Annotated in this window: 21 protein-coding genes; 7 read left to right on the forward strand and 14 right to left on the reverse strand. The window is 35.4% G+C overall.

Features of this window, described 5'->3' with window-relative positions; translation table 11 throughout:
* Positions 1-2: 2 nt before the first annotated feature.
* The 7 genes from ACGK9U_RS00945 to ACGK9U_RS00975 all read right to left on the reverse strand — a co-directional run bounded on the left by ACGK9U_RS00945 (position 3) and on the right by ACGK9U_RS00975 (position 7,382).
* Entirely contained in the window at positions 3-626 is a 624-nt protein-coding gene (locus tag ACGK9U_RS00945; protein WP_394464480.1) for a DUF2291 family protein, read from the reverse strand.
* 12 nt (positions 627-638) lie between these two features.
* Positions 639-1,598, reverse strand: a complete 960-nt coding sequence (locus tag ACGK9U_RS00950; RefSeq protein ID WP_394464481.1) for a D-ribose ABC transporter substrate-binding protein — start codon at positions 1,596-1,598, stop codon at positions 639-641.
* 27 nt (positions 1,599-1,625) lie between these two features.
* On the reverse strand, positions 1,626-2,597 hold the full coding sequence (locus ACGK9U_RS00955) for a transketolase family protein (RefSeq protein ID WP_394464482.1): 972 nt from the start codon (positions 2,595-2,597) through the stop codon (positions 1,626-1,628).
* Positions 2,598-2,603: 6 nt separating this feature from the next.
* Complete coding sequence (locus tag ACGK9U_RS00960) at positions 2,604-3,428, reverse strand: transketolase (RefSeq protein WP_394464483.1); 825 nt, start codon at positions 3,426-3,428, stop codon at positions 2,604-2,606.
* Between the two features lie 30 nt (positions 3,429-3,458).
* Positions 3,459-4,874, reverse strand: a complete 1,416-nt coding sequence (locus ACGK9U_RS00965; RefSeq protein ID WP_394464484.1) for an L-fucose/L-arabinose isomerase family protein — start codon at positions 4,872-4,874, stop codon at positions 3,459-3,461.
* An 88-nt stretch (positions 4,875-4,962) separates the two neighbouring features.
* On the reverse strand, positions 4,963-5,730 hold the full coding sequence (locus ACGK9U_RS00970) for a DeoR/GlpR family DNA-binding transcription regulator (RefSeq protein ID WP_394464485.1): 768 nt from the start codon (positions 5,728-5,730) through the stop codon (positions 4,963-4,965).
* Positions 5,731-6,278: 548 nt separating this feature from the next.
* Entirely contained in the window at positions 6,279-7,382 is a 1,104-nt protein-coding gene (locus ACGK9U_RS00975) for a formylglycine-generating enzyme family protein (protein WP_394464486.1), read from the reverse strand.
* Positions 7,383-7,717: 335 nt separating this feature from the next.
* Here ACGK9U_RS00975 and ACGK9U_RS00980 point away from each other — a divergent pair, with 335 nt between their 5' ends.
* The 4 genes from ACGK9U_RS00980 (at position 7,718) to ACGK9U_RS00995 (ending at position 10,382) form a co-directional block, all read left to right on the forward strand.
* The gene (locus ACGK9U_RS00980; RefSeq protein ID WP_394464487.1) at positions 7,718-8,575 is read left to right on the forward strand and encodes a YicC/YloC family endoribonuclease; all 858 of its coding nucleotides are present in this window, start codon (positions 7,718-7,720) and stop codon (positions 8,573-8,575) included.
* A gap of 86 nt (positions 8,576-8,661) precedes the next feature.
* On the forward strand, positions 8,662-9,252 hold the full coding sequence (gene gmk / locus ACGK9U_RS00985) for a guanylate kinase (RefSeq protein ID WP_394464488.1): 591 nt from the start codon (positions 8,662-8,664) through the stop codon (positions 9,250-9,252).
* 11 nt (positions 9,253-9,263) lie between these two features.
* A complete protein-coding gene (gene nadD, locus ACGK9U_RS00990) occupies positions 9,264-9,842 on the forward strand; it encodes a nicotinate (nicotinamide) nucleotide adenylyltransferase (RefSeq protein ID WP_394464489.1) in 579 nt (192 codons plus the stop codon).
* A gap of 39 nt (positions 9,843-9,881) precedes the next feature.
* Positions 9,882-10,382, forward strand: coding sequence for a hypothetical protein (locus ACGK9U_RS00995; RefSeq protein ID WP_394464490.1), 501 nt, complete (start codon positions 9,882-9,884; stop codon positions 10,380-10,382).
* 117 nt (positions 10,383-10,499) lie between these two features.
* Here the strand turns inward: ACGK9U_RS00995 and ACGK9U_RS01000 are convergent, their stop codons facing one another.
* Positions 10,500-12,029, reverse strand: coding sequence for a polysaccharide lyase (locus tag ACGK9U_RS01000; protein WP_394464491.1), 1,530 nt, complete (start codon positions 12,027-12,029; stop codon positions 10,500-10,502).
* A gap of 214 nt (positions 12,030-12,243) precedes the next feature.
* Complete coding sequence (locus ACGK9U_RS01005; protein WP_394464492.1) at positions 12,244-13,182, reverse strand: nicotinic acid mononucleotide adenyltransferase; 939 nt, start codon at positions 13,180-13,182, stop codon at positions 12,244-12,246.
* A 225-nt stretch (positions 13,183-13,407) separates the two neighbouring features.
* Here ACGK9U_RS01005 and ACGK9U_RS01010 point away from each other — a divergent pair, with 225 nt between their 5' ends.
* Both ACGK9U_RS01010 and ACGK9U_RS01015 read left to right on the forward strand, forming a co-directional pair.
* Positions 13,408-14,409, forward strand: a complete 1,002-nt coding sequence (locus tag ACGK9U_RS01010; protein WP_394464493.1) for an NAD(P)H-dependent glycerol-3-phosphate dehydrogenase — start codon at positions 13,408-13,410, stop codon at positions 14,407-14,409.
* A 79-nt stretch (positions 14,410-14,488) separates the two neighbouring features.
* Positions 14,489-14,857: an endonuclease domain-containing protein gene (locus ACGK9U_RS01015; RefSeq protein ID WP_394464494.1), complete on the forward strand. Its 369-nt coding sequence runs from the start codon at positions 14,489-14,491 to the stop codon at positions 14,855-14,857.
* Positions 14,858-15,022: 165 nt separating this feature from the next.
* On the opposite strand, the gene ACGK9U_RS01020 is transcribed toward ACGK9U_RS01015, so the two are convergent.
* A complete protein-coding gene (locus tag ACGK9U_RS01020; protein ID WP_394464495.1) occupies positions 15,023-15,418 on the reverse strand; it encodes a hypothetical protein in 396 nt (131 codons plus the stop codon).
* Positions 15,419-15,534: 116 nt separating this feature from the next.
* On the opposite strand from ACGK9U_RS01020, the gene ACGK9U_RS01025 reads away from it, so the two are divergent.
* A complete protein-coding gene (locus tag ACGK9U_RS01025; protein WP_394464496.1) occupies positions 15,535-16,533 on the forward strand; it encodes a T9SS type A sorting domain-containing protein in 999 nt (332 codons plus the stop codon).
* Positions 16,534-16,590: 57 nt separating this feature from the next.
* On the opposite strand, the gene ACGK9U_RS01030 is transcribed toward ACGK9U_RS01025, so the two are convergent.
* Genes ACGK9U_RS01030 through ACGK9U_RS01045 form a run of 4 tightly spaced genes read right to left on the reverse strand, consistent with a single transcriptional unit; the run spans position 16,591 to position 22,800 of the window.
* Positions 16,591-18,003 (reverse strand): efflux transporter outer membrane subunit, encoded by a 1,413-nt coding sequence (locus tag ACGK9U_RS01030; protein WP_394464497.1) that lies wholly within the window; start codon positions 18,001-18,003, stop codon positions 16,591-16,593.
* 5 nt (positions 18,004-18,008) lie between these two features.
* Positions 18,009-21,146 carry an efflux RND transporter permease subunit gene (locus ACGK9U_RS01035; RefSeq protein WP_394464498.1) on the reverse strand — a complete coding sequence of 1,046 codons (3,138 nt, stop codon included), beginning with the start codon at positions 21,144-21,146 and terminating at the stop codon, positions 18,009-18,011.
* A gap of 21 nt (positions 21,147-21,167) precedes the next feature.
* On the reverse strand, positions 21,168-22,292 hold the full coding sequence (locus ACGK9U_RS01040) for an efflux RND transporter periplasmic adaptor subunit (protein ID WP_394464499.1): 1,125 nt from the start codon (positions 22,290-22,292) through the stop codon (positions 21,168-21,170).
* 1 nt (position 22,293) lies between these two features.
* Positions 22,294-22,800, reverse strand: a complete 507-nt coding sequence (locus tag ACGK9U_RS01045; protein WP_394464848.1) for a GbsR/MarR family transcriptional regulator — start codon at positions 22,798-22,800, stop codon at positions 22,294-22,296.
* Positions 22,801-22,843: the final 43 nt, after the last annotated feature.

Consider the following 22,843-nt stretch of genomic DNA (forward strand, 5'->3'; position numbering starts at 1 on the left):
TTTTAATTATTAAGTTTTAAAATAAGTGGAATGACTCTTAATTCTTTTAAATTGGGGCTTTTGATATTTACTTTCACTGCACCTTTAAAGTATAAGGCGTACCCCTCTTTTACTGTTTCTAGAAATGATGGAATGATGGTTTCTCTAACAATATTGTTTAGTTCAACTGAAATATTGTTGTAATCCATGGTGTTTTGGTAATCGCCAATGTTTGCTATTTTAGCACCTTCGCGGATAGCATTTCCAAAAATAAAATCGGTTGCTATTCTTATGTGTTGTTCGTTGTTTTCGGTAAGTGAAACAACCACATCTTCTTCTTCAATACTTAAAACGGTAGCATTTCCTTCAGTTATAAAATAATAATCGTTGCTTATTCCCAATTTGTTTCCGTTTGCTTCAGAATATTTTTTTACATCTTTTGAAATGTCATTTAGAAAATCAGAAGTGTTTAAGGCAGGAAGTGTTTCTGTTTTAGAGCTTATAAATTGACTTGCAAAGGATTTGGCATTAAAAACGGCATCGCTTTTACCTTGTTTTACTTCGTCTAAAGCTTTTATGTAGAAAGAATTGTAAAGTGAAATACCTATAATTGCTGCAAAAATGATGTATTTAATTGCTTTCTTCATTAGTATGACTGTTTAATTTTCTGAATCAATTACACCAAAATCATTAACGTTTTCTTGGGTAACAACTTCCACTTGAAGCGGTGTTTTTACACTAAAATCTCTTTTGCCCTTTATGTATTCATCGGCTAATTCAGCAGCAGTTTGTGCCATCCTTTTTGGCGATTGCATCACAGTTGCCTTAATTTTTTTGTTTTTAATGGCACTCATAACGTCGTCAGATCCATCAAAACCAAAAACCATTACTTTATCAGCTTTACCTGAGGCTACCAAAGCTTGGTAAGCACCCATAGCCATAGCATCGTTACCACAAAAAACAGCATCAATATCGGGGTTGGATTGCATAACAGATTCTAAAACTTCCATAGCTTTACTTCTATCGAAATCGGCACTTTGTTGTGCTACCATTTTTAAATCGGGAAAATGGTCTACCACACTATGGAATCCTTTCGAACGGTTCCAGGTGTTGTTATCACCAACCAAACCTAATAACTCCACATACTTTCCTTTTTTGTTTAATTGACGAACAAAATATTCTCCTAATTCAACACAGCCTGAAAAACTGTCTGAAATTATTTGAGAAGTTGCAGCATCTAAAGAATTTACTTCTCGGTCCATGCAAAAAGTGGGTACACCAGCTTGTTTAGCTCTTTTAACGTTTGAAACAGAGCCTTCAGAATCTGTTGGGTTGAATAATACAGCACTGTAACCAGCAGCAATTAAATTTTCGAAATGTTCAGCTTCTTTAGATGTGTTATTTTGAGAATCGAATATAGTAGCTTCATAGCCTAATTCTCTAGCGCGTTGAGCAGCAGATTCACCCAAAACAATAAACCATGGGTTGTTTAATGTTGAAATAACAACGGCTATTTTTTTTGGAGCGTCATCATTCTTGTTAGCACAATTATAAAAAGTTACTGCTATAAAAACCAACATGATTTTTTTTATTGCAAATGAATTTACGAATTTAAACATGTGTGGCTTAGTTTAGTTGGTAGCAGTTTATTTGTTAATTAGTTCAATACAGGTTTTACATATACCATCTTTGGAAATGCCATAATGATTGAAAATTTCAACTTGTGAACCTGTAACAGTATATTCATCTGGAATACCCATAATTTTAAATGGATTTCTCATGCCTTTTTGGAATAAATATGAAGCGCAAGCTTCACCCAATCCACCATTAACCATGTGTTCTTCAACCGTAACAATCGGCCTGCCATTTGCAGCTAACTCTTCTAACAATTTAACATCTAAAGGTTTTATGGTATGCATGCTTACCACGGTGGCTTTTACCCCATGTTCATCTTCTAGTTTTTTAGCAGCTAACCAAGCAGGATAAACGGTTTCGCCAGTTGCAATAATTGCTAAATCGTTACCTTCTCTTACTACGCGACCTTTTCCAAATTCAAAAGACGTATTACTTTCATCTAAAAAAGGCATGGCTTTTTTGCCATAGCGCATATAAATTGGTTTTTTGGTTTTAGCAGCTAAACGTACCGCTTGCTCGGTTTCAAAATTGTCTGCTGGTGCTACAATGATGATGTTGTTTATAGCACGAAGTACAGCAAAGTCGTGTAAACTATGATGAGTGGTTCCAAGCGCACCATAACTAATACCGGCACTAATACCAACCAAAGTTACAGGGTTGTCTGAATAACAAACATCATTTTTTATTTGCTCTAAAGCACGCGCACTTAAAAAACATGCAGGAGATACTGCAAATATTTTTTTACCTGCTGAAGCTAAACCTGCGGCTACGCCAACTAAATTTTGTTCTGCAATACCTACTTCAACTATTTGGTTAGGATATTTTTGACCAAATGGCACCAGTTTTCCTGAGCCACGAGAATCACTTGTTACCGCTATAATATTTCTATCGGTTTCAGCTAAGGCTTGCATGGTTTCAGAAAAAACATCCTGATTAGCTTTCCCCATTTTTAAATCTTTTTCCTCTATTTTATCTAATTCCATAATGCTTTAGATTAATGCTTCCGCTTCGTTTAACTCTGATACCGCTAGTTCGTATTGCTCTGGAGCTGGGACACCATGGTGCCATTTTATTACGCCTTCCATATAGCTAATACCTTTTCCTTTTATGGTGTGAGCGATGATGAAATTTGGTTTTCCTGCTTCTATTGGACCACTATTTAATGCTTCTTCAAGAGCTTCAAGATCATGTCCGTCTACTTCCTTAACTGCCCAACCAAAAGCTTCCAATTTTTCCCGAACAGAATCCGTATTCATAACTTCACTGTTGCTGCCCGTAATTTGTTGTTTGTTATTATCAAGAATAGCATATAAATTATCTAATTTGTAATGGGCTGCTGATAAGAATGCTTCCCAGTTTGAGCCTTCAGGTAATTCGCCATCGCCTAAAAGTGTATATACACGATGTGGTTTATTGTCTAATTTTGCAGCGATGGCTTCACCTACGCAAATAGGCAATCCATGACCTAAAGCCCCCGTATTTTGTTCAACACCATGCACTTTTTTTGTGGGGTGACCAATATAATGTGATTGATATTGGCAAAGGGTTTCTAAATCTGATTCTGGAAAAAACCCTCGATCTGCTAAGGTTACAAAAAGTGCTTCTACACAATGTCCTTTACTTTGAATGTACCTATCGCGATTTGGATTTTTAAAATCGTTAGGGTCAACATTTAAAACGCGATTGTATAGTACGTTTAAAGTGTCTACACACGATAAACTGCCTCCAGTATGACCAGCTTTTGCCTTATATATGTACTTGAGAAGATTTTTTCTCAGTTGTACAGATTTTAATTTTAATTCTTTGTTTGTCATTTCTTCTTAATTTGCATAAAGAATAATCGATTAACCTTTATGATTATAAATATCCCAGCCCATGTAGTTTCCTAAGGCTTCTTCAAGAATAGCACCTGTTTTAGAAGCATTCATAACCACGTGATGCTCAAAACCATTTCTACATACATGGTTCATTAAACCTTGAAGGTTTCCGATTTTAGCAACGGCTCTGTTTCCAAAAGTTTTTAAAGGGTCGTCTGTTAATTCGCCTTCACCTATATAAGCTTTAATAATGCCTTTTGGGTCATCGGTACTTATTCTTCCGTATGTTAATGGCATGGCGGGAGTTCTTCCATCTAAAGCTCCATATGTGTTTTCAACACCTACAGAAGTTCCTAAAATAGGTGCGTTGCTTATTTCGATATCTGGCAAGAATGATTTTGCCCAGTTTCCGCAGTGGAATAATACACATTTCTCCGGGTCATCAGCATAATTATTGTTCCAATCTACCAATGCGCTTGGTGAGCCTGATGCCAATTGCATAGCGTACATACTTAATGTTCCTGTAACATCAACTTCACAGGCCGATGGTAACATGTTTTCAGACATGATACTCATACTTGTACAGACGTTGCATCCAAAATTTTGTTGTAACGAGGTCCAACATTGAATGGCGGTGGCGTCTAATTCGTATTCATCAACATATTCTTTTAATACAACATCAAGTTTTGCCATTTGAATCATAGCATCATTAGGTGTTTTTCCTTTAGGTGCGTATGCGTTTATTTTTTCTATATGTTGTTTAACAGAAGCGTCATCTTTGGTAAGCTTATTTGCTTTTCCTAAAATTTCAGATAAATCGGCAGTAACAACGGTGATGCCATTTCTTTGTAATATTTTTTCAGAATAACGCACGGTGTTAAAAGCGCCCGGTCTGGCACCAATAGCTCCAATTCTAATGTTTCTTAATCCTTTAACCACGCGACAAACTGCTAAGAAATCTTTTAAGTCCTTTTGAAAAACAGCATCTGTTGGATGCGAAACGTGTTGAGTTGTTAAAGAATATTTTATACCGTATTGATATAAGTTATTACATACCGATATTTTACCACACCAAGAATCGCGACGATTTACCACATTCATTTTTGATAATTCATCTGGATAGGCCTGTATTAAAACAGGTATGTTTAGGTTTGCTAATTTTAACGTATCTGCAACACCTCTTTCATCTCCAAAATTTGGTAAAAGCACAAGGATTCCTGCTAGTTCTTCACGATGTTTTTTGAAAAGCTCTGCGCATTTTTGAGAATCTTTATAAGTTTCCACGCCACCAAGTTTCGTGTCTGTTGTTTCTAATAAAATAGGTTTCAAATTTAGTTTTGAAAACACTTCAATAATTTCAGTTCTAGCTTTTTCAACTAAACTATCAGGAAAAAAATCACGATTTCCTATTATTATTCCTATACTTAATGCTGATTTTGACATATTATTTATTGTAAGATTGAAGCTAATATTGTTATATTGTTAATTAAAATGTGTTATTTTCAAGCGATGGTCAATTTTATAAAGTGTTTTACGCTATGATTACTTCTATTTCATGTTCTTTAAAAACTTCTTTGTCTTTTTCTTGCATACCAGAATCTGTTATAATGTAATCAATTAACGACAAAGCCCCTAAGCTAGCTAGTGCACTTTTACCAAACTTTGTACTATCTGCTACCAGATAGGTGATGTCTGCAGCGTTTATCATAGCTTTTTTTACAACTAAATCGCTAATACTAGGATAGGTTAAGCCCGATTTTAAAGAGATACCTGCTGTTGCTAAAAATAATTTCTGAACATTAAGTCCTTTAAAAAAGTCGGCAGCTTTTTCACCTGTTAATGATAATGTTGGAGGTTTAAATTCACCTCCAGTCATTATAACTTCAATGCCAGATTCGGTACCTAACATTAAAGCAATGTTCAAAGCGTTTGTTATTACTGTTAAATTTTTATAGCCAATGAGCTTTTTTGCAATTTCGGTTGTAGTACTTCCGGAATCAAGTATGATGGTATCTCCGCTTTCAATAAACTCAAGGCATTTTAAGGCAATAGTTTCCTTTAATTGTAAATTTTCTTGATGCACTAAAGAAAAGTTTTTTACATGGTCTTCCATGTTTTTAAGAAATGCACCACCATGCTCCCTAACGATAAGCCCCTGTTTTTCTAACTTCTCTAAATCCTGCCTTACCGTTACCTCTGTAACTTTAAAAATTCTAGCTAGATCAATTACTTTAGCTGAACCGTCTTCTTGCAGAAGTTCTACTATTTTTTCTCGTCGTTTGTTTGGTAATATAGACATATGTTGCGTTGTTATACTAAAAGCAAATAAACGAAAATAATCGCAAATAAGAGAAAATTTTATGTTAAAATAATTAAAGCTTTATTCAATTTTTTGTACCTTACATTTGCTGTAAGCTGATACTTAATCTGGACTTGCAACAAAAAATCAGACAATTTTTTAAGACTTATTGCCATGTTTTTAGATTGATAAATCTATTTCACAAGGTGTTTTCATAGCCCATGAATAGTGATATTATGTTCTTTTGTAGCATAAAAAACAAAAAATATTAATATTGGATGTCGCAACACTCTTCTCTGTTTTTCCTTTGATAGTTTCATCAGGATAAAACGCTTGACCGATAGGAGAATTTACTACCGAAACGACATATGCCTTTTCATGTGTGTAAAAAAATTGATGGTTTTATCCTAAACCAATGTTATTTGCTTTGTTTGCTAGCTTCTGATTTTCCTTCAGAAATCCTCGTCTTGATGGTTAAGTATGAAATTTTTCTTATATTCTAACTAGATAAATAATGGCTTGAACTGGACTTGGAAGCCCATAAAAAACTATTTCTTTTCCAGCATATCGGGAGTTGCTACCGTTCTAAACCCAATGTGTTCTGCAGAAGAATCCATACTTGTTCCCATTCTAGAAGATACTCTATAACTGGCACAATAGGAATCGCTACATAAAAACGATCCGCCTTTTATTATTTTTTCCTGTAAATACGGATTGTTAGGGTTGTATGCTTTATCAGCACCTTTTGGGTTGATGGTTGTTTTTTTAGTTGAAGCTACCTCGTCATAATAATTTAAATTGTACCAATCGGAAGTGAACTCCCAAACATTGCCTGCCATATCGTACAAACCAAAGTTGTTGGGTGGGTACGATTTTACAGGTGCCGTTCTTTCAAAACCATCTTCCAGTGTATTGTAAACAGGAAATTCGCCTTCCCAACTATTTGCTTTTTTTGATAGTTTATCACGTTCATCACCCCAGAAAAATATGGTGTTGTTTTTGTTGCCTCTGGCGGCAAATTCCCATTCGGCTTCGGTGGGCAAACGCCTTCCTGCCCACTTGCAATAGGCTTGCGCATCTTCGTAGGCAATATGTACTACAGGGTGGTTTTCTTTGCCTTTTATGTCGGTGTCTGGCCCGCTTGGATGTTTCCAGTTTACTCCAATTACCCAGCGCCACCATTGTGAAAAATCGTATAAATTAGGCACAGACTCTTTGGTTTTTTTAAACATTAATGACCCGGGTTGCATGATGGAATCGTGAGGTTTTGGTGTACCTTCAGGCAATTGCTTTTTCATTTCTTCCCAATCTATTTCGCGTTCTGCTATGGTAACATACCCTGTTTCTTTTACAAATTTTGAAAACTGTGCGTTGGTTACTTCGGTTATATCCATAAAAAACCCATCAACGGTTACCGAGTGTTGTGGTTTTTCGTATTTCATAGCCATTTTATCTTGTGGTACAGCGCCTTGTAGAAAAGTGCCACCGGGTATCCAAACCATACCTGCGGGTGGATTCTTGATTAGGCTATCGCTTACTTCTGTTTTATGGGTTGTTTGAGACAAAACTTCAGGCTCTGTATTTTTGTTTTTGCATGCCAATACCACAAAAAAACTAATAGCTGTTATAATTATTTGGGTTCTGTGTTTCATTAATCTGCTTTAAAAAGGTAATGTATAGTTACAAAAGTATTTATTAATTGCGTTAAAAACTACTTTATAGATTTAAACTGCATTTTTTAACATAAAACCAAGTATGCTGATGGGTGCGTTAGGGATTACTCATCCATTCTATTTTTAGATCAAGGAAATCGTGAATGCTCTGCATTTGAAGCGGCATCCTTTTTTGAGGCACGAAAAAAAGATATAGCATAAAACCCGACCCTTGTGGTAACGCCCAAATTTTTGTTGTAATTTGCCTAACGGAAAATAGGTATTTTCTATCCCTTTGGTTTTAATTACCTTTGCATACTTTAATACATACGTTTATGATATATTCAATGACAGGTTATGGAAAATCTGTTTTGCAATTACCCACCAAAAAAGTGACCATTGAGCTGAAATCGCTTAATAGCAAAAGTTTAGATTTGAATGCTAGAATGCCTTCTATTTATAGAGAAAAGGAGCTTGCTATTAGAAAATTGCTTGCCGATGCCCTAGAGCGTGGTAAGATTGATTTTTCTATTTATGTGGAAGCTACGGCTGAAGATACCTCAACACAAATTAACACACCGGTTGTAAAACAATATATTGAGCAATTACGAGGTGTGGTTGATGGCGATGAAATTGAATTGCTTAAAATGGCGGTTCGTTTTCCGGATGCTTTGAACACCGTGCGTGAAGAAATTGACGAAAACGAGTGGGAATTGATAGCTGTTGAAATTAACAATGCCATTGAAGATTTAAATAATCACCGTTTAAATGAAGGTAAAGTTTTGGAACAGGATTTTAATAAACGTGTGGCTATTATTGATGATTTGCTGGAGCAAGTTGTTGCCATGGACCCCGACCGCATTGTTGGCGTGCGTGAGCGCTTGCTGAAAGGTGTTGAAGAACTTAAAGACAAATACGACGAAAACCGTTTTGAACAGGAATTGGTATATTACATTGAAAAATTTGATATTACCGAAGAAAAGGTACGTTTAAAAAACCATTTGAATTATTTTATTGAATCTATAAACTCCAAAGATTCCAACGGAAAGAAACTTGGGTTTATAAGTCAGGAAATGGGACGCGAAATAAACACCATTGGTTCTAAAAGTAATTATGCACCTATGCAACAACTGGTGGTTCAAATGAAAGATGAACTGGAAAAAATTAAAGAACAATTATTGAACGTGCTTTAAAAGCTTTATGCTATACGCCATATGCTTCAGGCCCGCATTTAGCTTACAACCTATAGCTTAAGGCATAAAGCCAAAATAAAATATTAGTGACAGAACAAAACACCACAAAAAAAGGAAAGCTTATTGTGTTTTCGGCACCATCGGGATCGGGAAAAACAACTATTGTTAGGCATTTATTAGGCTTAAAAGATTTAAACTTAGAATTCTCCATTTCGGCAACTTCTAGGGAAAAACGCGGTACTGAAGTAGATGGGAAAGACTACTACTTTTTATCGTTGGAAGCTTTTAAAAAAAATATAAAAAACGATGCTTTTTTAGAATGGGAAGAAGTGTACCGCGATAATTTTTACGGCACTTTAAAAACCGAAGTGGAGCGCATTTGGGCCATGGGCAAAAACGTTATTTTTGATATTGATGTATCGGGTGGGCTGCGTATTAAACGTAAATTCCCTAAAGAAACCTTGGCTATTTTTGTAAAACCACCAAGTATAGACGAGTTGAAAATCCGACTTAAAAATCGTAAAACGGAAACGGAAGATAAAATAAATATGCGTGTATCAAAAGCATCAGCAGAATTAGCAACAGCACCTTTATTCGACGTTATAGTAGTAAACGATGATTTAGAAAAAGCTTTTGCTGAAGCCGAAAAATTGGTAAGTGATTTTGTAAATTCTTAAATTTTTCCTCAATGAAAATCGGTTTGTATTTTGGCTCTTTCAACCCCATACATATTGGGCATTTAGTTATTGCCAACCATATTGCCGAGTACAGCGATTTAAATGAAGTTTGGTTTGTGGTAACACCACACAACCCGTTTAAAAAGAAAAGCAGTTTGCTGGATAATTTCCAGCGTTTGGAAATGGTGTATCGCGCCACTAAAGACTACTCCAAACTAAAACCTTGCGATATTGAATTCAATTTACCGCAACCCAATTACACCATAAACACCCTTGTTTATTTACAGGAAAAATACCCCGATTACGAGTTTTCTTTAATTATGGGTGAAGACAACTTAAAGAGTTTCCACAAGTGGAAAAACTACGAGGTTATTTTAGAAAACCACCATATTTATGTGTATCCACGTGCCTTGGATGAAAAAATTGAAACCCAGTTTGATGGGCACGCAAAAATTCACCATATCGATGCGCCAATTATGGAACTTTCTTCAACCCATATTCGCAACGCCATAAAAGCAAATAAAAACATTAAACCCATGCTACCTGAACATGTTTGGGAGTATTTGGATGAGATGAATTTTTATAGGTAAAAACTGCTTATTCTTTCGAAAAATTTCTAAATTAGTTTAATGAAAATTCGAATAATAATATTCTCTTTTATCTATCTTTCTATATTAGAAGTCACTGCCCAAAATACAGCCAAAAATGAAATTGATTTGATTGGTCAATGGCAATTTGTTAAAATGGTTGATGGTAACAATAAAAAATTAAATCCATTTGCTAAGTCTGCTAATTATAATCCAAAATTTAAAAGGTTATTTCCCGATATGGTTTTCAATAGAAATGGAATAATGATAATTGATCCTGAACACAGAAAACCCCTCAAAGCTAATTGGAATTGGATTTCTGATTCTAAAATTGAAATTATTGAAATATTAGCTAAAGATTCTGATAGGTTTAAATTCCCTAATAGGTTTGTGAATAACAAAAAAGAGATAGAGTCAGATGAAAAAGGAAATTATATATTACGAGATACACTTCAAATCGAATGGATTAAAAAAAACAAAATTAAAGTTTATAAAGGAAAAACTTTTTTTGAAATTTATAAAAAAAATAAAGACTATTTATAACATAGTTTAAAATAATTACCTAACCACAAAAACATAATACTAAACTTTTTTAAAAAACGAAACCGCCCAAAAAACAAATCTTTGAACGGTTTCCAAACTAAATAACTAATCTTATAATTAGCTTATGGTATCTATGTTATTACCAAGGTTGCGGTAATTTATTTTTTCGTTCGGGTTTGTGCCATTTAGGTATTCTTCAACATTGGTATATCCATCACCATCAGTATCAAGAGCGCCATCTGCTGCGTTTTTAGGGTTAAGTTTATGTTTAGTTTCCCATTCATCGGGCATACCATCGCCATCTGTATCAACAGGCACTGAAGTAGGCACGTAAGTTAATTCAGGATAACCCCCAACTTCCGAAATATCTTTAATAATACCTGTCTCGGTCATTGGTTTTCCTGTGCGCACCATTTCGGTAACTCGCTTATCTACAGCATCTCGTTTTGGTAATGTAGCACCAGCTTTTGCTAGTACCGATTCAAAAGCAACCTCAGCAGTATCATGAGGCGCCACTGGCCATCCTACAAATGGTGTATTTACGCGTGCAATTTCCTCTGGACCACGCATACCTGCCCAATTGTTATTAATAAGTTCTTCATTTCCATCCATTATATTTCCTGCAACATACCATTTGCCCGGTCTGCTTTTAGCCTTTGGGTACCACTCGCCTTCAGCCCATGCGCTTCCTGGCGAATACATACTACGTTGTTCTATTCGTGCAAAAACAGCACGCATGTTTTCATTGGTCGCTGGTCCCGGTTTATAATAATTGTTGATGACGTTTATTTGAGAACTTTCGTCGCCACCATCCATAGTGCGATGGCGCCAATTGTAAATTACATTGTTACGGAAATCAAAATCGCCAGACATACCTATTGATGGATTTCTAGCTGTATTGCAAGCAAAAAGGTTGTGATGAAATGTAGATGGATTGCCACCCCAAGTACCACCAAAAGCATGACCTTTGGCATCGAGTGCTTCACTAGAAATTGTCCATTGAATAGTAATATTTTGTGCTGGGTCTTTAATTTCAGTACTACCGTCAAGCGAAGGTCTCATGTGGCGATATAGCGAAATGTTTTCGTCCATTCCCCAACTTGTAGAACAATGGTCGATGATGATGTGATGATCTGGATTTCCACCAATATTATCATCTCCTTGTCCACCTATTGGCACACCACGGCGTACACGAATATGACGTACAATAACATTGTGTGTGTTAATATTGAATGTCCCTGCTATACAAATACCATCACCAGGTGCCGACTGACCAGCAATGGTGATATCTGGATGATTGATATTTAGGTCGCTTTCTGTTTTAATTGTACCCGCTACGCGGAACACAACAATACGAGGACCTTTTGCTTCAAGGGCTGCTCGTAAACTACCCTCGCCACTATCGTTAAGATTTGTTACTGCCATAACCTTACCGCCTCGTCCACCTGTTGTAAACATACCGCCTCCCCATGCTCCAGGAAATGCAGGAATTACACCTTCTGGTAATCTGGGTGGATGTGGAGGAATCTGACCAGGCTCAGGTTGTTCTGTAGAAACACTCGTGTTTTGTGCATTTAAGTTCAAGACTGTGCTAAGAAGCACAAAAATAAACAGACTTGTACGCACTATTTTATGGATTTTTATCATACTTGTAATTATTTAATTATTTGTAAAGTTCAAGATTACCTTAAAAGGAGGTTGCTAATATTGTTATTATAATCATAACTAACTGCTTTTTTTGAACGGCGACCGATTATATTAAACCTTTTAAACAGGTTAACTCGCCATTTCCAAAAAAAGAAACCGCCCAAAGAATAAATCTTTAAACGGTTTCTAAACTAAATAACCAACCAAACTTTTATTAAACCCTTGTGTTTTCTCTTGGGTTTTCTACTTTATCTTTTCTGTACTTACGCATTTTTTCCGTAGTTACAGTTTTTCCTTTTGTATCTGTTGTTTTCATAAATTGTATATAACCTTTACCAACAAACTCATACGCTGTTCCCGATGCTGGGTGATACAATTCTATCTTTCCATCATTTATAACGCTCAATTCGAAATATTCATTGTCGAAATAATCATAATCTAATGTTAAAGTTTTAAGCTTGTTATTTCCGGTTACATTTCCAACACCGTATAACCCTGTATAATCCCAATAAAGATTATTCACGCTTGTACCGTTTGCATCTTGCGAACTTCTAAACTCCGAATCGTTTCCACCAGATAAAAACTGTAAATAATTTTCATTATCAAATTCATTTATAGCACCGTAATTACTGGTATATACTTTTTCCCAAGCATTGTATTCTTGCAAGAAATAATGGATGTTATCGTAAAACACAAAATCATAATCGAAATTGCTACGTTGGTAGCCATCTAAAAAATATGAGGTATCGTTATTTGGGTTGTAAAGCTCGATGGTGTTATTATCAATTTGGTAAATATCAAAAGTTTCATAACCATCAATAACATGGTAAACATCTAAAATCATATCATAAGCATCATACGTTCCTACTTGTATTCCAAAACCGTTACCTGTATCACCAAGACCAACAATATTGTTGTTTGCGTAAACACTACCATTTCTAAACGACATGGTAAAGGCTTTTTGTAAAAACGGGGTATCACCGTAGCCTTTGGTAGCATTAATGTCTACATACCACAATTCGTAAGATCCTAATAATTGGTTTAAAGATATTTGTGGGGTATTATCGTAATCGTCTACAATTACCTCGTGGTAACACGAAGTAAACAAGGTTGCTGTTAAGGCAAATGCTAAAAGTAATTTTATAGTCTTCATAATCAAACATTTTTGGGTTTATACTTTAAAGGTTTTCAAAACGCGTGCCAAAAATTTTTTAGTCACAGTTTACAGTAGCAGCCTCAGTGTTCTATTTCTGTCCTTAAACATCCGTCTCCCATCTATATTCTATCTTCTCTATTCTTGTTTCTTTTATATCCGTCTCTTTCACGACACAGATAAATATTTTATGTATTTTTGAAGTATTAAACAACAAAACTATATATGAACAAACCTTTAAAATATGCGGTTTTTGGCGCAGGGAGTTGGGCAACGGCCATTGTAAAAATGCTTTGCGAAAATTTAGATGAAGTTGGCTGGTACATGCGCAGTGTTTATACCAAAGAACATTTGTTAAGAGAGTACCACAACCCCAATTATTTAAGTTCGGTTGAGTTTCATATAGAACAATTAAAGCTTAGTAATGATATCAATGAAATTGCCGACTATGCCGATGTGCTCATTTTCGTAATTCCTTCTGCTTTTATTTATAGTGAATTACAAAAAATGAATGTGGATATTTCCAATAAAATTATAGTTTCGGCAGTAAAAGGGATTATACCTGAAACCGGTTTGTTGGTTGGCGAACATTTTCATGAACATTACAAAACACTTTATGAAGACATTGCTGTAATTGCGGGCCCTTGCCATTCGGAAGAAGTTGCTTTAGAGCGTTTATCGTACTTAACCATTTCATGTTCCGATGCAAAAAAAGCACAAAAAATAGCCGATGCTTTATCTAGCGATTATATAAAAACTAAAATTAGCGACGATATTATTGGTGTAGAATATGCCGTAATGCTTAAAAACATATACGCCATTGCTGCTGGAATTGCACATGGTTTGGGCTATGGTGATAATTTCCAAAGTGTGCTAATGAGTAACTCCATTCGTGAAATGAAACGTTTTATTAAGAAAATGCACAAAATGAAACGTAACATTAATAATTCGGCGTATTTGGGCGATTTATTGGTAACAGGCTATTCGGTATTTTCAAGAAACCGTATGTTTGGAAACATGATTGGTAAAGGTTATACTGTAAAATCGGCACAAATGGAAATGAGCATGGTAGCCGAAGGATATTACGCTACCAAAAGCGCCCATTTACTTAATGAAAAGAACAAAAGCAAAACCAAATTGCCTATTATAAACGCAGTTTATGATATTTTATACGAAGGTAAAGACCCTAAAAAAACCTTTAAAAAGTTGACTGAGAAGTTGGATTAATGATAAACAATTCCTTCCCTTGTTGAGGGATGGTGGATTTGATTTCACTTAAAGAAATCAATGATGGAAGGGGTAAACCATGAAACAAAGCATTCACAATTTAAAATATCTTGAAGAACGCAGAAAAGAACTTCGAAAGCGTTTAACATCAGCCGAAGCAACACTTTGGAAACAACTTCAAAAAAGTCAATTAAATGGCAGGAAGTTTAGAAGGCAACATAGTATCAAAAACTATATTGTTGATTTTTATTGCCCAAGTGAAAAACTCATCATTGAGTTAGATGGTGCGTATCATTTCGATTTTGCACAACAACAATACGACTTGGAGCGAACTACTCAACTAGAAACTTTAGGTTTTAAAGTCATTCGTTTTGAAAATAAGTTAATATTTGAAAATCTACCCGAAGTTTTGAATGAGATTGTTAACAATTTCAAACCTTTTGAATAACCACCTCGTCTTCTATTTCGAAGTGTCGAAATAGAAGCCACTCCTCCTTTTGAAGGAGGAGAATTCCCTTTTCATTTAACTAAAAAGCTTATCTGTAATTAATTCCTTCCCTTAATAAGGGAAGGTGGATTTGATTTCCCTTAAAGAAATCAAAGACGGAAGGGTTTATTTTACCAAAACACCCTTAGCTTCCATTAAAGGAATAGCTTGTAACGCTTTTAAGTTGATGGTATTCTTTCTAAATAAAAAAGTTTTATCAAACATTTTGTTTCCTTCAAAAAACGATACTTTAAAGGTGTTATTCAATGCAAATAATTCTTCTTGCATCAACTCTATTTTAGCATAACTTTTTTTTGGAAGTACATCCAATTTTTTTCTAAAAGTAGAGGTTATTTTCTCATCGGAATAACCAGAAGCAACAATCAAAACCATTTCTAAATCAATGGCTTTATCGTTTATTATGTAAGCGTTCCAATCTTGGGTTTTATAAATATCATTATACTCGTTTACAATGGCAACGTAAACGCCTTCAACTTTTGGGATTTCGATATCTTTTTTCATTAGAAAACATGTCTTTTAAAAAACAAAATTAATAGTATTTATAATACAAAATTAATCTCGTTTAGTTTGCAAGTTAAGAATAATAGATTAAGTTAGTTGTATTAAAAAAACATACTATGCAAAAAATTACTTTAACAATTTTATCATTTATTATGGCTATTAGCTTAAATGCACAAATTACGTTAACAAGTGCAACTAGTTCTCCTCAAATTGGGGACACATTTGATTATATATCCATACCTAATTATACTTTTGATGTGAGTCAAAGTGGAGCAAACCAAACTTGGGATTTTTCTTCTGCCACTGGTTCAACGGCAGTAACTAATTATGTTGACTTAACAAGTGCTTTGGAACCATCTACATTTCCTCAGGCAAATACTGTGGCTCTTACTGCAAACCCTAATGCAGAAACTTATTTCTCCAACTCAACCTCTGGGCAAACGATAGAAGGTTTTTATTCACCTGGATTACTCCGAGAAATTTACACAGATAAAAGAGAGTTTATTAAATACCCTATTACTTACAATGATATCTTTAATGAAACATTCTCAGGAACAAGTGAAAATATTGCTGCGGGACAAACTTATATTAGAACTGGAACTACTGAAATTTCAGCTGATGGATATGGCACACTAATATTACCTTATACAACCGTTAATAATGTTCTTAGGATTAAGATAACTAATACATACTCTGATACATTTATGGGATTTCCAATTGGCCCATATAACGATGTTATTTTAGTTTGGTATAATGCCACAACCAAAACGGCTATAGCCAGTACTTCGAATTCATTTTACAATGGGTCTCTCTTATCATCCTATGCCACATATTTAGACCAATCAGATTTAGTACTTACTACAAATAATTCTGAATGGGACAAAAATCAAGTTTCCGTTTTTCCTAACCCAGCAAATGACTACGTTTATATAAAAAATAAAACAGACAAAGCTTTACCAATTGAAATTTATGATGCTCAATGCCGAATAATTAAAACCTTAGATATTAAAAAAGGTGAAAACGAGATAAATATTTCAAGCTTAAACTCTGGTATATATATTATCAAATTTTTTTACAACTCATATTTTCATACACAAAAAATGGTAGTTAAATAAAAATAACCCTAGTGAAATGCTCAGCTAGATTAAACATTTCACTAGGAGTTATAAAAGTTACTTCCAACCACCACCAAGTGCTTCGTATAAATTAACAACTGTTAGCAATTGCTGTAATTTGCTATCAATAACGTTCAATTCGGCAGTTAAAGCACTTTGTCTGGCGGTCAACAAATCTAAATAATTGGCATACCCGTTATTTAAAAGGGTTTCCGAATTGCTTTCCGCTTGCCTTAAAGCTTCTACTTCTTTTTGTCTGTAAGTAAACTTTCTGGTTTCAGCATTGTAAGCAAACAGGGCATTTGATACTTCATTACCTGCTACCAAAAGCGACTTTTTAAATTTTAAAAGCGCTTGTTCTTGTTGTGCTTTTGCGACTTCGTACTGCGTTTTAATTTTTCGTTGATTGAATATAGGTTGTGCCAACCCACCAACTAAATTGGCAAATAAGGAATTGGCGTTAAAAAACGTATCAAAATCCAAACTTTGTAAACCAGCAGAAGCGGTTAATGTTAACGATGGATAAAAGTTACTACGCGCTACATTGCTTAATTCAAACGATTGGATAAGCCCAAATTCCGCAGCCATTACATCGGGCCGGTTACTTAACAAGGTTGCTGGCACACCAAGTTTCATGTTGGTTTCAATGGCTTGTACATCTAAACTGTTACGTTCAAAATTTCGAGGCGATACCCCTAACAAAATACTTAAGGCGTTTTCAGTTTTAAAAATAGCCGTTTCCAAATCTACTTCCAATGCTTTGGCATTGTTGTATTGTGCAATGTTTTGATCGACCGCCACTTGGGTTACCTGTCCTGCCTCTTTTAAAGCTTGAATGGTTTCTACACCTTTTTCGCGCGTTGCTATCGTTTCTTTTGTGATTGCCAATTGTGCATCCAACGCCAATAATTGATAGTATGTAGAAGCTATACCAGAAACCAATTGCGTTTTCACGGCTTGGTGTGCTGCCACTGTTTGCAAATAGCTGGCTTGATATGCTCGCTTGTTGCTTCTAATTTTTCCCCAAATATCGGCTTCCCAAGATAAGTTGGCAGCTAGTTCGTAGGAGTCAATCCGTGGAAAAGCGCTACCAAACTGGCTGTTTTCAGAATTTTCTTGATGTGTATATTTGGCACTTCCGTTTAACGTTGGAAAATAACCCGCTTTTCCTTGTTTTAAATAAGATTCGGTAGCTACTATTTGTTGAATAGCAATGCGAACATCCATGTTATTTTGAAGCCCTTCTTCAATATATTGGTTCAAATAAGGGTCTGTAAACAAGGTTTTCCACGATACATCTGCCATCGATACACTATCGGTTGGCAAATTATCGGTTCTGTATAAATTTTGGGTTTCTACCAACTCGGGTTGTTTATATTCTTTCGCAACAAAACAGCTTTGTAATGTTACCGAAACCACCACCAAAAGTATGGTTTTATTAAACAAGGTATGTTTTATAATAGATATCATAAGCTTTAATCTTCAATAGTTTGTATTGCTGGTTTACTTGAAACTTTTTCTTGTAACCACTGAAATAATATAAAAAGGATAGGAATTACAAACACCCCTAAAATAGTACCAATAAGCATCCCACCGGCAGCACCAGTACCAATCGAGTTGTTTCCTTCTGCTCCTACACCTTTGGCCAACACAAGAGGCATCAACCCTAAAATGAAGGCGAACGAGGTCATTAAAATAGGGCGTAAACGTGCTTTGGCTCCATGGATAGCGGCATTCACGATACTTTCTCCGCTTTTTCGTCTTTGAAGTGCAAACTCTACAATTAATATGGCATTTTTAGCGAGCAAGCCAATAAGCATGATTAAGGCAATTTGGAAATATATATTGTTTTCCAAACCGAAAATCTTTGTGCTTATGTAAGCTCCAAATACACCAAATGGAATGGAGAATACCACGGCTAAAGGCAATAAATAACTTTCGTATTGGGCACTTAACAAAAAGTACACAAACAGAATACTTAATATAAAAATGAAGGTGGTTTGGTTTCCGGCATTTACTTCTTCACGGGTTAAACCAGAATAAGCCACGGTATAATTACTTGGGAGTTTTGCAACCTCTTCTTCAATAACCCTAATAGCATCACCGGTACTAAACCCATCGTTGGTAGCACCTGTGATTGTGGTAGAGTTGAACAAATTGAAACGGGTTACCGATTGCGGACCATACACACGTTTTAAATTAACAAACTGAGTAATGGGTGTCATTTCCCCAGTATCCGTTCTTACATACATGCTATTCAAATCACTTTCATTGGCTCTATCTTCTGGCAACGATTGGATGTAAACCCTAAACTGTTTTCCAAAACGCGAGAAATCCGAAGCATAAACACCTCCAATATACCCTTGTAGCGTGGAGAATATACTATTAATTGGTACGCCTTTTTCTTTTGCTAAAGGCACATTAATTTCCATTTCGTATTGTGGATAATTCGTATTGAAAGAAGACGTGGCATATTTAATCTCTGGATGTGCCATAAGCGCCATAGAGAATTCCTTATTCACTTTGTCCAAATCGGTAAATTCACCGCCAAATTTATCCAACAAATTCACTTCAAACCCAGCAGAGTTACCAAAACCACGGATACTTGGAGGTGAAAAGAAAATAATATTAGCTTCGGGAATAGAAGCGGCCATACCAAATAATTTACCTGTAATAGCTTGTACTGAAAGTGATTCGTCTCCACGTTCACTCCAATCTTCAAGTTTTATAATTCCAAAACCATAATTACTACCAGAACCACTAATTAAACTTCTACCTTTAATAAAGTTTACCGCAGCTATACCTTCAATACCGTTAATCTTGTCGTACAGGCTTTTGGCTACAGCATTTGTTCTGTCTAATGATGCACCTGCAGGTAATTCTATATTGGCAAAAATGATGCCTCTATCTTCGTTAGGCACAAATCCTGTTGGTGTTGTTTTTGAAGCGTAGAAAATACCCGCCACTGCTAAAACCAATAATAATACAGGCACCCATTTTCTTTTGTATAAAAACTGAAGTGATTTTCCGTATTTATCTACCGTGGCATTAAACCCACGATTGAATAGTGTGTAAAAACGCTGTATCGGATTTTTACCTTTAAGGTCTTCATCATCTTTATGGGTTTTTAACAATAAAGCACATAAGGCAGGACTTAAAGTTAAAGCGTTTACTGCCGAAATAAGAATGGCAATAATAAGCGTAACACCAAACTGTTCATAAAATACACCTGTAGGCCCTGTTACAAAGGTTACAGGAATAAATACTGCCGCCATTACCAATGTAATAGACACAATGGCTCCCGATATTTCGGTCATTGCTGTTAACGTTGCCGTTTTGGGGTTCTTTTCACCTTGGTCCATCTTGGAGTGAACCGCCTCTACCACCACAATAGCATCATCTACCACAATACCAATGGCAAGTACTAATGCAAATAGCGTTAAAAGGTTGATGGAATACCCAAAAATATTAAGGAAAAAGAATGTACCTATAATGGAAACCGGAACTGCTATTGCCGGAATTAATGTAGAACGGAAATCTTGCAAAAAGATAAACACCACTAAAAACACCAGTAAAAAAGCTTCTAACAACGTGCTAATTACCTTATCGATAGATGCGTTTAGGAATAAGCTGGTATCATAAGGCACGAAAATATTCAACCCATTTGGAAGGTCTTTCTTTACCGTTTCTAAAGTGACCTTAATGTTTTCTATAATTTCCTGTGCATTCGATCCTTTCGTTTGAAAAATTCCCATAAATACCGCTGGACGCCCTAAACTCATGGCATTTGCCGAATAGGACTGTGCATCCAATTCAATAGTTGCCACATCCTTTAAACGTAAAAATTCACCATTACCTAATGCTTTTATAACAATATCCCCATACTGTTTTTCCTCTTTAAAACGTCCACTATACGTTAAAGTATATGAGAAAGCTTCTCCATTATTTTCACCCAAAGAACCAGCGGCGGCTTCCAAATTTTGCTCTGCCAAAGCTGCTGTAATATCTGAAGGTATTAAATTATAAGCTGCTAATTTTTCCGGTTGCAACCAAATACGCATCGCATAATCTTGTTGCGAGAATACACTAACATCGCCCACACCACTAATACGTTGTATGGCTGGAATCACGTTTATTTTTAAGTAATTCTGAATAAATGTAGCATCATAATCTTCACTTTCCGAATACATGGAAATAAACATCAACGCACTTGTTTCCTGTTTTTTAGTGGTAACTCCTGTTCGAATTACCTCTTGAGGCAGCAACGGATTTGCTCTTGCCACACGATTTTGAACGTTAACGGCAGCAATATCTGCATCCATTTCCTGATTAAAATAAACCGTTATAGAGGCGGTACCATTATTTGAAGCTGTTGAAGTTATATACGTCATACCTTCTACACCATTTATTTGCTCTTCAATAGGAATGATAACACTCTCTAACACCGTTTCAGCATTAGCACCAGGATAAGATGCTGACACCTGAATTGTTGGTGGTGCAATATCAGGGTATTCCTCTATAGGTAAACTTGATATACTGATGATACCGAGTACAACTATGATAATAGATATTACTGTTGAAAGTACGGGTCTTTCAATAAATGTTTTTAACATAACGAATACGTTTTGGGATTGTTAGTTTTTGAATAAAATAGCTACGGGTTTCATGGCTTCATCTAAAGAAGTGTTCTGTGGCGCTATGACCATACCATCTCTCAACTTACCTACACCAGATACCACAATTTTATCGTTCGTATCTATGCCCGATTCTACAACATATACATTATCTACAGTAGCTTTCACTTTAATAATAGACGTTTCAACTTTATTGCCTTCGCCTAATTTAAACAGCATGATATTTCCTTGTTGCTCAAAGGTTGCTTGTTTTGGAACCACTATAGCATGCTCGTAAACAATAGGAATTTGGATTTTTCCACTGTTACCATTGGTAATTAACTGGTTTGGGTTATCAAAAATAGCCCTGATGCTTACCGTTCCTGTATTTGGGTTAATTTGTCCCGAACTGGTTTGTATTTTCCCCTTTTCTGTATACATATTTCCGTTAGCCAGTATCAGGTTAACGGTTGGAAAATTAGCTAGCTTTTCTTCTAAGTTATTGCCTGCGGTATGTTGCAAGAAGTCTAAATACTGAGTTTCATTCAAACTAAAAAAAGCATATACTTGTTTTATGTCGCTAACAGTTGTAAGTGGTATATCATCACCTGAACTTACTAATGAGCCTTCTCTAAATTTAATTGCGCCCACATAACCATCAACCGGACTTTTTACCGTGGCATAATCTATACTGGCGGCAATGCTGCTGTAGTTTGCCTTTGCTTGGGCTAAATTTGCTTTTGCGGTTTCTAACTGTACGGGACTAATAATGTTTTTTTCTACTAAAGGGATTAACTTATCCACCTCAACTTGAGCCACATTAATACGTGCTTTTGCTGCACCTGCATCTTGACTTAACGATTGGGTTTCTAACTTAAATAATACCTGCCCTTTACGTACTTTTTCACCTTCATCTACCAATACTTTTTGAATGTAGCCTGAAATTTTTGCTCTTACTTCACTATTTACAACACCTTCAATGGTTGTTGGATATTCTTGGTATCCTGTTACTGTTTTATGCTGAATTTGAGCTACCGGAAAAGATGCTGGTGGTGCTTGTGCAGCTTGCTGTTCTTTATTACCGCAACTTGATAACACGAAAGTTAAACATATAGTTGCAATGGAATATAGATTGATTCTTTTCATGTTACTTAGTTATATTATGATTCTTTTCTATTATTTTCTTTCTTAATTTCAATATTGATTTTGTGGCTTCATCTAAAAATTGAATGTAATCGTCGTGAAATTCTAAATCGAATTTCGATTCTGCATCAGGATTTACCGAATTCTTTTTTTCTTTATATTCTTTAATTTCCACATGAAGCTCTTTTTGGCTGCACCAAGTTTCAACCATATCATCAATACCTTGTATAATAACATCTTGATTCATTATGAAATACTTTTTACGGTCGCCTAACTTTGTGAAATAGACAATTTTTTTTAAATCTTGTAAATGATTCAAGTGTGTTGAAATGGTACTTTTACTTGCACAAAGCTTTGAGACTAAATCCTCAAATGTAGTTCCTGCTTTTCCTGTTAATATAATATACGACATAATACGAGCTGCCACAGGAGCCAATTGATCTTTACTCTCAATAAGAACACCTAGTTTTTCAACCAGAGCTTTCTTTTTACTACATATATTCTCTTCCATCATTAAAAATTTTATGCAAATATAATTTAGGTTCGGTTTTTTC

The organism is Mariniflexile sp. HNIBRBA6329 (assembly GCF_043558645.1).
Taxonomy (GTDB): Bacteria; Bacteroidota; Bacteroidia; order Flavobacteriales; family Flavobacteriaceae; genus Mariniflexile.